This is a genomic window from Streptomyces flaveolus (assembly GCF_000716535.1).
GTDB lineage: Bacteria > Actinomycetota > Actinomycetes > Streptomycetales > Streptomycetaceae > Streptomyces > Streptomyces flaveolus_A.
In genome coordinates, this window is the sequence record NZ_JNWV01000041.1 from 23,859 (window position 1) to 37,025 (window position 13,167).

14 protein-coding genes and 1 pseudogene are annotated in these 13,167 nt (G+C 72.7%); 10 read left to right on the plus strand and 5 right to left on the minus strand.

Going from position 1 to position 13,167, the window contains the following annotated elements:
* Position 1: 1 nt before the first annotated feature.
* Both OO52_RS37530 and OO52_RS37535 read left to right on the plus strand, forming a co-directional pair.
* A complete protein-coding gene (locus OO52_RS37530; protein ID WP_030653614.1) occupies positions 2-439 on the plus strand; it encodes a Fur family transcriptional regulator in 438 nt (145 codons plus the stop codon).
* Between the two features lie 9 nt (positions 440-448).
* Positions 449-1,414, plus strand: coding sequence for a YgfZ/GcvT domain-containing protein (locus tag OO52_RS37535; RefSeq protein WP_030653616.1), 966 nt, complete (start codon positions 449-451; stop codon positions 1,412-1,414).
* 54 nt (positions 1,415-1,468) lie between these two features.
* On the opposite strand, the gene OO52_RS37540 is transcribed toward OO52_RS37535, so the two are convergent.
* The 4 genes from OO52_RS37540 to OO52_RS37555 all read right to left on the minus strand — a co-directional run bounded on the left by OO52_RS37540 (position 1,469) and on the right by OO52_RS37555 (position 5,209).
* Positions 1,469-2,653, minus strand: a complete 1,185-nt coding sequence (locus tag OO52_RS37540) for a serine hydrolase domain-containing protein (RefSeq protein WP_030653619.1) — start codon at positions 2,651-2,653, stop codon at positions 1,469-1,471.
* Positions 2,654-2,728: 75 nt separating this feature from the next.
* Complete coding sequence (locus tag OO52_RS37545; RefSeq protein ID WP_030653623.1) at positions 2,729-4,045, minus strand: hypothetical protein; 1,317 nt, start codon at positions 4,043-4,045, stop codon at positions 2,729-2,731.
* A gap of 3 nt (positions 4,046-4,048) precedes the next feature.
* Entirely contained in the window at positions 4,049-4,303 is a 255-nt protein-coding gene (locus OO52_RS37550) for a MoaD/ThiS family protein (RefSeq protein WP_030653626.1), read from the minus strand.
* Positions 4,304-4,360: 57 nt separating this feature from the next.
* A complete protein-coding gene (locus OO52_RS37555) occupies positions 4,361-5,209 on the minus strand; it encodes an alpha/beta hydrolase (protein WP_199820017.1) in 849 nt (282 codons plus the stop codon).
* Positions 5,210-5,389: 180 nt separating this feature from the next.
* Here OO52_RS37555 and OO52_RS37560 point away from each other — a divergent pair, with 180 nt between their 5' ends.
* From OO52_RS37560 to OO52_RS37585, 6 genes are all read left to right on the plus strand, one after another.
* Positions 5,390-6,169, plus strand: a complete 780-nt coding sequence (locus tag OO52_RS37560) for a winged helix-turn-helix transcriptional regulator (RefSeq protein ID WP_030653631.1) — start codon at positions 5,390-5,392, stop codon at positions 6,167-6,169.
* A 108-nt stretch (positions 6,170-6,277) separates the two neighbouring features.
* On the plus strand, positions 6,278-7,300 hold the full coding sequence (locus OO52_RS37565) for a LacI family DNA-binding transcriptional regulator (RefSeq protein ID WP_078630036.1): 1,023 nt from the start codon (positions 6,278-6,280) through the stop codon (positions 7,298-7,300).
* Between the two features lie 118 nt (positions 7,301-7,418).
* Entirely contained in the window at positions 7,419-8,417 is a 999-nt protein-coding gene (locus OO52_RS37570; protein WP_030653635.1) for a S1C family serine protease, read from the plus strand.
* Positions 8,418-8,442: 25 nt separating this feature from the next.
* A complete protein-coding gene (locus tag OO52_RS37575) occupies positions 8,443-8,667 on the plus strand; it encodes a hypothetical protein (RefSeq protein ID WP_030653636.1) in 225 nt (74 codons plus the stop codon).
* A gap of 127 nt (positions 8,668-8,794) precedes the next feature.
* A complete protein-coding gene (locus OO52_RS37580) occupies positions 8,795-9,529 on the plus strand; it encodes a response regulator transcription factor (protein ID WP_030653637.1) in 735 nt (244 codons plus the stop codon).
* Complete coding sequence (locus OO52_RS37585) at positions 9,526-10,980, plus strand: sensor histidine kinase (RefSeq protein WP_030653639.1); 1,455 nt, start codon at positions 9,526-9,528, stop codon at positions 10,978-10,980. Before OO52_RS37580 ends, OO52_RS37585 begins: the two co-directional genes overlap by 4 nt.
* A gap of 8 nt (positions 10,981-10,988) precedes the next feature.
* On the opposite strand, the gene OO52_RS37590 is transcribed toward OO52_RS37585, so the two are convergent.
* A complete protein-coding gene (locus tag OO52_RS37590; protein ID WP_037630374.1) occupies positions 10,989-11,477 on the minus strand; it encodes a MarR family winged helix-turn-helix transcriptional regulator in 489 nt (162 codons plus the stop codon).
* A 110-nt stretch (positions 11,478-11,587) separates the two neighbouring features.
* On the opposite strand from OO52_RS37590, the gene OO52_RS37595 reads away from it, so the two are divergent.
* Together OO52_RS37595 and OO52_RS37600 are read left to right on the plus strand one after the other, a co-directional pair.
* On the plus strand, positions 11,588-12,460 hold the full coding sequence (locus OO52_RS37595) for an NmrA/HSCARG family protein (protein WP_030653643.1): 873 nt from the start codon (positions 11,588-11,590) through the stop codon (positions 12,458-12,460).
* Between the two features lie 204 nt (positions 12,461-12,664).
* A pseudogene (locus OO52_RS37600) lies at positions 12,665-13,069 on the plus strand (pectinesterase family protein); the annotation flags it as partial.
* Between the last annotated feature and the right edge of the window lie 98 nt (positions 13,070-13,167).

Consider the following 13,167-nt stretch of genomic DNA (forward strand, 5'->3'; position numbering starts at 1 on the left):
TGTGGTGAGCACCGACTGGAAGAGCGACCTCAGGCAGCGCGGCTACCGGCTGACGCCGCAGCGGCAGCTTGTCCTGGAAGCCGTGGACACCCTTGAGCACGCGACCCCCGACGACATCCTCGTGGAAGTGAGGAAGACGGCGTCGGGGGTCAACATTTCCACCGTCTACCGCACGCTGGAACTCCTGGAGGAGCTGGGCCTGGTCAGCCACGCCCACCTCGGGCACGGTGCCCCGACCTACCACCTCGCCGACCGCCACCACCATCTGCACCTGGTGTGCCGGGACTGCGACAACGTCATCGAGGCGGACGTGGACGTCGCCGCGGAGTTCACGGACAAGCTGCGCCGGCAGTTCGGCTTCGACACCGACATGAAGCACTTCGCGATCTTCGGCCGGTGCCAGGACTGTTCCCTGAAGGGTTCAAGTACCACGTCGTAGGCTTGCGGTATGAAGAGCCCCCTGCTGTCCCTGCCCGGCGCCGTCCCCGCCGAGGGTGTGGACGAAGGTGTCGCCGCCCACTACGGCGACCTGTTCCGCGAGCAGCGTGCCCTCGCCGACGGCACCGGTTTCGTCGACCTCTCGCACCGCGGGGTCGTCACCGTCAGCGGCGAGGACCGGCTGAGCTGGCTGCACCTGCTGCTCACCCAGCACGTCAGCGATCTCCCCGCGGGTCAGGCCACCGAGGCGCTGATCCTCTCCGCGCACGGGCACATCGAGCACGCCCTGTATCTGGTGGACGACGGCACGACCGTCTGGGCCCATGTGGAGCCCGGCACCCAGGACGCGCTGATCGCGTACCTGGAGTCGATGAAGTTCTTCTACCGGGTGGAGGTCGCCGACCGCACCGCCGACACCGCCGTGGTGCACCTGCCGGCCGGTTCGATCGCCGACGTCCCGGACGGGGCCGTCGTACGCGAGACGCCGTACGGCCGTGACGTCTTCCTGCCCCGGGCCGACCTGGAGGAGTTCGCCGCCTCCCACGGCCCCGCCGCCGGGCTCCTCGCCTACGAGGCGCTGCGCGTCGAGCAGCACAGGCCCCGGCTGGGCTTCGAGACCGACCACCGCACCATCCCGCACGAACTGGGCTGGATCGGCACGGCCGTGCACCTCCAGAAGGGCTGCTACCGGGGTCAGGAGACCGTCGCCCGGGTGCAGAACCTGGGCAAGCCGCCGCGCCGGCTGGTCTTCCTGCACCTGGACGGCAGCGACGTCCATCTCCCGGTGCCCGGCACGGAGATCCGCGTCGCCGACGAGGGCCCGGAGGGCCGCAAGATCGGTTTCGTGACGACGTCGGTACGGCACCACGAGCTGGGGCCGGTCGCGCTGGCACTGGTGAAGCGGAACGTCCCGGTCGACGCGCGTCTCCTGGCCGGGGAGACGGCGGCGGCCCAGGAGGTCGTGGTCGAGCCGTAGCCCTGCGGGGCGGCGCCGCGCACCGGTCCCCCCGTCCCGCGGCGCTGCCCGTGCTCAGGCGGTGAGCACGTCGACCACCCGGTTGATCATGTCCTCCCCCGCGTTCAGCGCGGTCGGCGTGTAGGAGAGCACGAAGCGGGTGCTCAGGTCGCGGGTGGCGAAGACCCGGGTGCGGTAGCCGTAGGTCTCCCCGGTCTTCCCCCAGAAGGTCGTGCCGCGCACCGTGGCCGTCTGAAGGCCCATGCTGTAGCGGGCCGGGCTGCCGTCCAGCATGCGCACGACGGGCGGGGGCAGAGTGACCATCCTCGTCAGTGCCCGCTCCGGCAGCAGCTCCCCGGTGAACAGGGCCTCCTGGAAACGGAAGAGGTCGTCCGCAGTCGAGACCAGCTCTCCCTCGCCCCAGGAGGCGGACTGGTCGTAGACCGTGACATCGCGCAGGCTGCCGTCCGTCATGCGCAGGCTGCCGTGGACGTGCGGGCCGTGCAGGCGGGGGTCGTCGCCCGGTATCCGCGTGCCGCCCAGCCCCAGGGGCCGCAGGATCCGGGACGCGATCACCTCGCCGTAGGGGCGCCCCGTCAGTTCCTCGATCAGGAGGGCGAGGAACACGTAGTTGATGCCCCGGTACTCCTGTGCGCAGCCGGGCGTGAACTTGAGGCGGTCCCGCGTCACCGTGGCGACCAGGGCCCGTGGTGTCCAGTGGTCGAAGCGGTGGCGCAGGACCGCCTCCGGTGTGCCGAGGTCCGGCAGGCCCCGGTGGTCGGGCAGCCCGCTGGTGTGCTGGAGCAGGTGCGCCACCGTGACGCGGTCGAAGCGGGAGGGCAGGGCGAGGCCGGGAAGGCAGTGCGCGATCGGGGCGCCGAGATCCACCCGGCCCTCTGCCCAGAGCTGTAGGACGACCGTCGCCACGAAGGCCTTCGTCACGCTGCCCGCGCGGAAGCGGTCGTCCGCCCGCACGGGCCGGCCGCTCGCCGGGGCGGCCGTGCCCGCGGTGCCGTACCAACGGCTGCCCCGCCACTCCACGAGCAGCTGCGAGGCGGTCGCCTCCGGATGGGAGAGATCGCCGATCGCGGCGCGTAAGGCGGCGGGGTCGACAGCGCCGGGGTCCGAGGCGCCAGGGTCCGGGGCGCTGGGGTCCGCGATCGGCGCGGCCGTCGCCCGGGCGGCAAGGCCGGTGGTGGTCAGCGTGAGGGCGGCGGCTGCGCCCATGCCCGTGAAGGCGCGTCGGGAGAGGGAAGTCATGTGATCGATCCTTCTCCCGCCCGCGCGCCGGGACATCCGGGATGCCCCCGACAGGACCCTGGCCCGCCCCCGACCTCAGCCCAGGGCGCGCCCCAGCACCCACACCACCGGTGCCGCCGCCGACAGGGGCAGGGCCACGCCGGCCGTGAAGTGGACGAAGCGGGACGGGTAGTCGTAGCTGGCCACCCGGTGGCCGATCAGGGCGCACACCCCGGCGGCGGCGCCCAGCAGGGCCCCCTTCGTGCCGAAGCCGGTCATGCCGCCCACGGCGATCCCCGCGCCCGCCGCCGCCAGCACGGCGACCGCGACCGACACCGGGGTCGGCAGGGGCAGGGCGCGGGCCAGCACGGCCACCGCGACCGCCGCCGCGCCGACCGAGACCGCGTGCGGGTCGGCGGCCAGGTACCCGGTGGCCAGGACCGCCAGCGCCGCCGAGGCGATCGTCGCCATCAGGCCGTGCATCCGCTCGTCCGGCGAGGCGTGCGAGCGGAGCTGGAGGACGAGGGAGAGCAGGACCCACAGGCCGAGCGGGCCGAGGATGGCCACCAAGGCGTGGTCGCGGCCGGCCGCCAGGACCGCCACGTCGGAGGTCAGCGCGCCCGCGAAGGCCAGCGCGATGCCCTGCCGGGCGGGCCACATGCCGTTCAGCCGGAACCAGCCCGCGGCCGTCACCGCCTGGAGCACCACCAGCGGCACGACCAGGGCGTACGAGGCGACGGGTGCCGCCGCGGCGAGGAGCAGGCCCAGCGCGGCGGTGAGCAGCGCCGGCTGCATGCCGGGCTCGATGATCGGGGAACGGCCCTCCAGCCGGGCCCGCTGGGCGTCGGTGATCCGCGCGTTGCCGGCGAGGGTGGCGGGGCCGTAGGCCGGCCCGGCCTCCGGGTCGTCCGGAGACGCCGGCGCGGGTGCGGCCGGGGCCGACGCGGGCGCGGCTGCGGGTGCCGGTTCGGGGTTCGGCGCGGGCGCGTACGTTCCCGCCCCCGCGTGCGTCCCGCCGTACGTCCCCGTGTGCGTCCCGCCGTACGTCCCCGTGTGCGTCCCGCCGTACGTCCCCGCGTACGGCTCGGCATACGGCTCCGCGTACTGCTGCTGGGGCTGCTGGTACTGCGGCTCCTGGTAAGAGGGCTGCTGATACCCCGCCTGCTGATACCCCGGCTGCTGGTACCCGGCCTGCTGGTACCCCGCCTGCTGCTGCTCCTGCCGTGGCAGATACGCCGTCTCCGCCGCCTGCACCGGCGCGTGCGTCTGCGTCTCCCAGGTCTGGCCCTGCCACTGCTGGGTGAGCTCAGGATCGTGGCCGGGCTGCCCGTGGTGCGGGTCCTGCGCGGGCCACTGCTGCTGATAGGGGTCGTAGCCCCCGTACGGGCCGCCCTGATACGGCTGGTTGGTCATCGCTCACCCTCCTGCGAACGGCGGGAGCACCTCGACCGTGCCGCCCTCGGCCAGCCGTACCGTCTCATGCGCGCGGGTCCCGACAGGGTCGCCGTCGACGAGGAAGGAGCATCGCTGCAGCACGCGGGTGAGTTCGCCGGGGTGTCGCGTACGCACGGCGGCCAGCGCGTCGGCCAGCGTGTCCGCCTCGTACGGCTCCTCGGCGACCTGGGCCGCGGCCTTGGCGGCGGCCCAGTAGCGCACCGTGACCTTGGGCATCTGAATCCTCAATCGACGGCAGGGACAGGAAAAAGATTAAAGACAGTGTGGGTCAGGCTAGCCCGCCGCCGACACCGACCAGTTCCCGATCCGGGCCATCAGGGCGTCGTCCGCCGCGTGCTCGGCGTGGCCCATGCCCGGTTCGACCCAGAGGTCGCCGTGCTCGCCGGCCGCCTCGGCGAGCATCCGAGGGTGGTCGAGCGGGAAGTAACCGTCGCGGTCGCCGTGGACGATGAGGAGCGGGGTCGGGGCGATCTTCGGGACCGCCTGCACCGGGGAGAGCGGGACCGGGTCCCAGTCCCGGTGGTGGATGCGCGTACGCAGGCCGTAGCGGCCGACCAGGCGGCCCTCGGGGCGGGTGACCAGCCAGTGCAGACGGCGCATGGGGGCCGTGCCCCGGTAGTACCAGCGGGCCGGTGCGCTGACGGAGACGACGGCGTCCGTGCCGCCGTGCAGCGCCGCGTGCCGCAGGACCACCGAGCCGCCCATGGAGAAGCCGACGGTCACCACGCGCGCGTGCCCGAGGCCGCGGGTCCACTCCACGGCGGCGGCGAGGTCCAGCACCTCCTTGTCGCCGACCGTGGACCGCCCGCCGGAGCGGCCGTGGCCGCGGAAGGAGAAGGTGACGACGGCGCCGTAGCCGCGCAGGACGCCCGCCACCCGGCGCACGTGCGGGCGGTCCACGTCCCCGGTGAAGCCGTGCGCGATGACGAACGCCAGGTCACCGGAGGCCGTCCGGGAGGTGTCCGGACGGGAGTCGTATACGGCGGGGGGCGGATCGTATACGGAATCGATCGGAATTCCGTCGGCCGTGCGCAGAAAGGTCCTGATAGGGCCCCGTCTGCCCGTCTCGCAATTCGGACGAACGGTGGAACGTGCCCCATGACCTGCCGGACGGTTGCTCATGTGGGCTATTCTGCTGGGCAGAGGACTCGGGCAGCGTAGCCCCCGGGTCCTTTTGTGCTTTCGGAAGCGTTGTATACACAGCGGGAAACCTCGGGTGACCGCCGGTGTACGGGGCCTTCGGGAACGCAGAGCAGTACCCGTCCGCACTGTCCTCGCAGGGACCGAGGAGGAACCAGACGTATGAGTTCTCTGCTGCTCCTGACCAACGCCCTCCAGCCGTCGACGGAGGTGCTCCCGGCCCTCGGCCTGCTCCTGCACAACGTGCGGGTCGCCCCGGCGGAGGGACCCGCACTGGTCGACACCCCGGGCGCCGACGTCATCCTCGTCGACGGCCGGCGCGATCTGCCCCAGGTGCGCAGCCTCTGCCAGCTGCTGCGGTCCACCGGCCCCGGCTGTCCGCTGCTCCTCGTCGTCACCGAGGGCGGCCTGGCCGCCGTCACCGCCGACTGGGGCATCGACGACGTGCTCCTGGACACCGCCGGCCCGGCGGAGGTCGAGGCGCGGCTGCGGCTCGCCATGGGCCGCCAGCAGATCGTCAACGACGACTCGCCGATGGAGATCCGCAACGGCGACCTCTCGGTGGACGAGGCGACCTACAGCGCCAAGCTCAAGGGACGGGTCCTGGACCTGACCTTCAAGGAGTTCGAGCTGCTCAAATACCTCGCCCAGCACCCAGGCCGCGTCTTCACCCGCGCCCAGCTGCTCCAGGAGGTGTGGGGCTACGACTACTTCGGCGGCACCCGTACGGTCGACGTGCACGTACGACGGCTGCGCGCCAAGCTCGGCCCGGAGCACGAGTCACTGATCGGAACCGTCCGGAACGTCGGTTATCGATTCGTTACGCCGGAGAAGACCGACCGGTCCGCCGACGAGGCCAAGGCCAAGGCCGGCCGGGCAAAGCCGGAGGATGCGGACGCAACCGCCGTCCTGGACGGCACCGAGGTACACGCCGAGGCGTAGCCGGCCCACAGCGGACGCATGAGCGGCGCCCGGGCGGGGCATCGTCCTCGCACAGCCGCCATGTGATACGCCCTGCCCAGAGCCGGTCAATCCGCGTAGACTCCGCGCGTGGCCAAGGTGACTCGGGATGACGTGGCACGGCTGGCGGGAACCTCCACAGCCGTCGTCAGTTATGTCATCAACAACGGACCCCGGCCGGTCGCCCCGGCAACGCGCGAGCGTGTCCTCGCCGCGATCAAGGAACTGGGGTACCGGCCCGACCGGGTCGCCCAGGCGATGGCCTCCCGGCGCACCGACCTCATAGGCCTCATCATCCCCGACGCCCGCCAGCCCTTCTTCGGCGAGATGGCACACGCGGTCGAGCAGGCCGCCTCGGAGCGCGGGAAGATGGTCCTGGTCGGCAACACCGACTACATCGGCGAGCGCGAGGTCCACTATCTGCGCGCCTTCCTCGGCATGCGCGTCTCGGGCCTGATCCTCGTCTCGCACGCCCTGAACGACCTGGCCGCCGCCGAGATCGACGCCTGGGACGCCCGGGTGGTGCTGCTGCACGAGCGTCCGGAGGCCATCGACGACGTCGCCGTGGTGACGGACGACCTGGGCGGCGCCCAGCTCGCCGTGCGCCACCTGCTGGAACACGGCTACGAGTACGTCGCCTGCATGGGCGGTACGGCGCAGACCCCGGCCGTCGGCGACCCGGTCTCCGACCACGTCGAGGGCTGGAAGCGGGCCATGGCCGAGGCGGGCCTCACCACCGAGGGCCGGCTGTTCGAGGCGCCGTACAACCGTTACGACGCCTACCGGGTGGCCCTGGACGTCCTCTCCGGCCCCCACCGGCCGCCCGCGATCTTCTGCTCCACCGACGACCAGGCCATCGGCCTGCTGCGGGCGGCGCGCGAGCTGCGCATCGACGTGCCCGGGCAACTGGCGGTGGCCGGCTTCGACGACATCAAGGAGGCCGCGCTCGCCGACCCGCCGCTGACCACGGTCGCCTCCGACCGCTCCGCGATGGCCCGGTCGGCGGTCGACCTGGTGCTGGACGACGGCCTGCGGATCGCCGGGTCCCGGCGCGAGCGGCTGAAGACGTTCCCCTCGCGGCTGGTGGTGCGCACGAGCTGCGGCTGCGGCTGACCTCGGGGCCCCTTCGGAAGAGGCCCCCGACCCGTCTTTATATGGGGCAAACGAGGTTCTGCCGGGCTTCTCAGCCGGCACTCAGGAAGCTCTCATGGTCACGGGGGACTCTTCTGTCATGACCGAGAGCCAGGGCACCTACGAGCAGCCACAGCAGCCGCACTCCTACTCCGCTCCCGTGAACCCCGAGTGGCCGCCCCCGCCGCCGTACCAGCCGGCGGTCGCGGCCCCCGGGCCCGAGAAGAAGCGCCCCCGGGGGCCGATGGCCCTGCTCGCGGCGGTCGCGATCGTCGCGGCGGCGGTCGGCGGCGGCACGGCGTACGCCTTCCAGGAGCTGACCGGCAAGGACACGGTCGCCACCGCCGGCAGCACCACCACCGTGGTGCCGTCGAGCAAGAAGGGCGACGTCGCCGCCATCGCCGCCGCGGTCAGCCCGAGCGTGGTCGAGATCAACGCGACGCTCCCGAACGGCTCCTCCACCGGGTCCGGCGTGATCATCACGTCGAACGGCGAGATCGTCACCAACAACCACGTCGTCTCCGGCGCCACCTCGGTCAAGGTGCGCACGAGCAGCGGCAAGAGCTACACCGCCGAGGTCGTCGGCACCGACAGCTCCAAGGACCTCGCGCTGATCAAGCTGAAGGGCGCCTCCGGCCTGAAGGCGGCGGCGCTCGGTGACTCGAGCAGCGTCCAGGTCGGCGACACGGTCGTCGCGATCGGCTCCCCCGAGGGCCTGACCGGAACCGTCACCAGCGGCATCGTCTCCGCCCTGAACCGGGACGTCACCGTCTCCACCGACGAGAACCAGGGGCAGGGCCAGGACGGCGAGGGCCAGTGGCCCTTCCAGTTCGGCGGCCGTGAGTTCAACGGCGACACCGGCTCGTCCACCACCACCTACAAGGCCATCCAGACCGACGCGTCCCTCAACCCCGGCAACTCCGGCGGCGCGCTGATCGACGCGAGCGGTCACGTCATAGGCATCAACTCCGCGATGTACTCCTCCGCCTCGCAGGCGTCCTCGTCCTCGGACGCGGGCAGCATCGGCCTCGGCTTCGCCATCCCCGTCGACACGGTGAAGTCCGACCTGGCCAAGCTGCGGGCGGGCTCCGACAGCTAGCAACACCAAGTGCAAGGAGCAGGTCATGATCAAGCACGTCCCCCACCGGTTCAGCGAGCGTGGTCCGGCCGGTCTCACCCTGGCCCTGTCCATCGTGTCCGAGCTGCACGTGCCCGTCCCGGCGCCCCGGGCTCCCGAGGTGGCCGCACCCGTGACGCCGGTCCCCCAGCTGATGGGCCTGCGCACCTCCGCCGCCCGTCCGCACCGCCGCAAGGTCCCGCTGCACCGCCTGAACACGGTCCGGGTCTGACCGGCGCGCGTGTCCCCGGGCCCCCGACATGGGACGCTGAGAGACACCGACCACGGCCGGGAGGCCCCCACCCCCGGCCGGAAGACTCCGACCACCCCGCCCACCGCACCCCGAGGAAACGCGAGCGATGAGTCCCGCCGAAGGCGACCGTGACCCCCAGCGCATCCTGATCGTCGACGACGAGCCGGCCGTACGCGAGGCCCTCCAGCGCAGCCTCGCCTTCGAGGGGTACGACACCGAGGTCGCCGTCGACGGCGCGGACGCCCTGGAGAAGGCCACGGCCTACCAGCCGGACCTGGTCGTGCTGGACATCCAGATGCCGCGCATGGACGGGCTGACCGCGGCCCGCCGCATCCGGGGTGCGGGGGACACCACCCCGATCCTGATGCTCACCGCCCGCGACACGGTCGGCGACCGGGTCACCGGCCTGGACGCGGGCGCCGACGACTACCTGGTCAAGCCGTTCGAGCTGGACGAGCTCTTCGCCCGCATCCGCGCTCTGCTGCGCCGCAGCTCCTACGCGGTGGCGGTGTCCGCCGAGGCCCAGGCGGACGAGGCGCTCACCTTCGCCGACCTGCGCATGGACCTCGCCACCCGGGAGGTCACGCGTGGCGGCCGGCCCGTCGAACTGACCCGCACGGAGTTCACCCTGCTGGAGATGTTCATGGCACATCCGCGCCAGGTGCTCACCCGTGAGCAGATCCTGAAGGCGGTGTGGGGCTTCGACTTCGAGCCGTCCTCCAACTCGCTCGACGTCTACGTCATGTACCTGCGCCGCAAGACCGAGGCCGGCGGCGAGCCGCGCCTGGTGCACACCGTGCGCGGGGTGGGCTACGTCCTGCGGCAGGGCGGCGCCGAGTGAGGCAGCTCGCGCGCCGGTACCGGGCGCTGCCACTGCGGGCGCGACTGGCGATGCTGGTCGCGGCCGCGGTGGCGTTCGCGGTGGCGGCGGTCTCGGTGACCTGCTGGTTCCTCGTCGAGCGGAAGCTGTACGACCAGCTCGACGAGGATCTGCAGAAGTCCCTGCGGAACACGACGCAGACGGACCAGTTGCAGTTCACCCTCGACAACTGCACCGACACCCCGCAGGCCAACAGCTTCCTGCTGCGCGACCGGTACTCCCAGCTCGTCACGGAGGACGGCAAGGTCTGTCTGTTCGGGGCCGCCTCGGGCAAGATCAAGGTCACGCAGGCCGACAAGACCGAGATCAAGAACCTCGACCCCAGCATCCTGTACTTCCGCAACGGGAGCGACGACGAGGGCAACGAGCTGCGGGTGCTCACCAAGCCCATCAGCCCCACGGCGACCGCGAGCGGCGGGCCCGGCCCCAACGTCGGCGTGCTCATCGCCGTACCCCTCAAGAGCACGCAGAAGACCCTCAACGACCTCGCCCTGGTCCTCCTCCTCGTCTCCGCCGTCGGTGTCGTCGGCGCCGGTGCGGCCGGCCTCGCCGTGGCACGGGCCGGGCTGCGCCCCGTCGACAAGCTCACCGAGGCCGTGGAGCACGTGGCCCGCACGGAGGACCTGACCATCCGCATCCCCGTGGAGGACGTCAGCGAGGACGAGGTGGCCCGGCTGTCGAGGTCGTTCAACTCGATGACCGCCTCGCTGGCCAGCTCCCGCGACCTCCAGCAGCAACTGATCGCGGACGCCGGCCATGAACTGCGTACGCCCCTGACCTCGCTCAGGACGAACATCGAACTGCTCACCCGCAGCGAGGAGACCGGCCGCCCGATCCCGCCCGAGGACCGCAAGGCGCTGCTCGCCTCGGTGAAGGCGCAGGTGACCGAACTGGCCGCGCTGATCGGTGACCTCCAGGAGCTGTCCCGCTCGGAGGGGCAGCACGGCGAACGCGTCCAGGTGGTCGCCCTCCAGGACACCGTCGAGGCGGCGCTGCGCCGGGCCCGGCTGCGCGGCCCCGAGCTGTCGATCACGGCGGACCTGGAGCCCTGGTTCGTCCGGGCGGAGCCCTCCGCGCTGGAGCGGGCGATCGTCAACGTCCTGGACAACGCGGTGAAGTTCAGCCCCGAGGGCGGCACGGTCGAGGTGCGGCTCACCGAGGGCGTGCTGACGGTCCGTGATCACGGTCCCGGCATCGCCGAGGACGAACTCCCGCACGTCTTCGACCGGTTCTGGCGCTCCCCCAGCGCCCGTGCCCTGCCGGGTTCGGGCCTCGGCCTGTCCATCGTCGCCCGTACGGTGAAGCAGGCGGGCGGCGAGGTCGCCCTGGCCCCCGCGGAGGGCGGCGGCACGGTGGCGACGGTACGGCTGCCGGGCGCGCCGATCCCGCCACCGGAGGCGCCGGCCGGCTGACCCGGCCCTCAGTCCGGCCGGGGCATGGCGCGCAGGCGCTCGATCTGGGTGTGGCTGAGGTCGTGGGCCCGGCGCATGTGCCGGGTGATCGCCCTCAGCTCGTCCTCACTGTGGTCGTCCAGGAGGGTCTGCCAGGTCCGGCCGAGGTCGTCCCACAGCGCGGTGACGCGGGCGAGGCGCTCCGGCACGGGGGTGACCAGCACACGTCGGCGGTCCTGCCGGTCGGGGGTGCGGGTGACGTAGCCGTCGCGTTCCAGCCGGTCCACGAGACGGGTGGCCGAGCCGGTGGTGAGACCGGTGCGGTCGGCGATCTGCCTGACGGTGAGCGGTTCCGGCTCGGCGGTCAGCAGGCTCAGGCACTGCACGTCGGTCGGGTGCAGGCCGAGGTGGTCGGCGACGGCCTGGTTGAACAGCACGTAGGCGGCCAGGTAGCGCCGGGACTCCAGGGCCAGCTCCTCGTACAGGCGGGCCCGGTCGGGGTCGGTCACGTCCGTCACGGGGATCTCCTTGCCGAAATTACTGCGCGGCGCAGTAAGTCTTGCCCTAGTCTGCTGCGTGACGCAGCCAATGTGCCACACAGCAATCGTATCGATCCCGGGGGGGACCCATGCTCATCATCGCCGTCACCGGCGCCACCGGCGCCCAGGGCGGGGCCACCGCCCGCGCCCTGCTGGGCGCCGGCCACCAGGTCCGCGCCCTGACCCGGCGCCCCGGCGCACCCGCCGCCGAGGCACTGCGCGGCCTGGGCGTCGAGGTCCGCCACGCCGACTTCGACGACCCCGGCTCGCTCACCGCGGCCCTCGCCGGCGCCGACGCGCTCTTCGCGGTGACCACCCCGTTCGGCACCGACACCCGGACCGAGATCCGGCAGGGCACGGCCCTCGTGGACGCGGCGGCCGGGGCCCGCCTCGGCCATGTGGTCCTCACCTCCGCCGCCCATGCCGACCGCGGCACCGGCGTCCCGCACTTCGAGAGCAAGTGGGCGGTCGAACAGCACCTGCGCGCCTCCGGCCTGCCCTGGACGGTGATCGCCCCGGCCGCGTTCATGGACAACTACACGAGCGGCTGGACCCTCGACGCGCTGCGCAACGGCGTCTTCGCCTGGCCCATGCCGGCCGACCGGCCGCTCACGCTCATCCCGGCCACCGACATCGGCGCGTTCGCCGCGCTGGCCCTCCAGCGCCGGGACGACTTCGCGGGCCACCGCGTCGACATCGCCTCCGACACGTGCACCCCGGCGCAGATCGCGGCCACCCTCACCACCGCCCTGGCCCGCCCGGTCGCCCACGAGCAGCCGCCCCTCGGCCAGGTCCGCACCCACTCCCCCGACCTGGCGGCGATGTTCGCCTACTTCACCGACACGGGCCTCGACGTCGACGTCACCGGCCTGCGCCACGCCCACCCCGAGATCGCCTGGCACACGTTCGCGGACTGGGCCGGCGAGCAGAACTGGGCGGCCCTGCTGGGTCGTCAGCCGTAGGGCTGCCACCCCGGCAACGCCGAAGGGCACACCCCGGCAACCTTCCCCCGCTCCACGGCGACTCCGGTGGAGCACCCCACCCGGACGACCAACTGGAGTCGTCCGTGAGCCCCACATCCCCCGGCGCGACCGCCACCGCGGGAGCCGTACGGCACCGGCGCTCGGGCTACCGCTCGCGCTCGCCGCCTGCGGCGCCCTCGGCTGTCGGTCATCCCCCTCGAGAAGCGCCGGGACGGCAGCTCCGCCGGCTATGTCACGGCCCCCAGCACCGCGGCCGGCCGCAAGGGCATCCTGATCGCCAACTCGGCCGTCACCGGCGGCGTCTCCGACCGCACCTTCTACCTGGGCCGGCCCTGGCACGCCGGCGGCGACGCCACGCTCGACCCGCAGGCCACCGTCCGCGACACCACTGTGAGCGCCGCGCTCAGGACCGCCCCCCGGACCGGCATGAGCGGCTTCTCCTGGAAGGACGACCGCTTCGCCGAGTTCCGCGACACCGGCCCCCGCGCGGGCCCGGCGAGCCCCGGCCGCCCCCAGCTCACCGACGCCCAGGCCGCGACCCAGGAGATCGCGGCCTGGCTGGGGGACTGGACACCGACCGCGTCCTGACGGCGCGCGCCGACAACTCTTTTCCACAGCTGTGGACAACGGCGGGAGGCGGCCGGTGCTCGCCTCCCGCGAAGCGTCGCCTCCCGCCGCCCCCACCA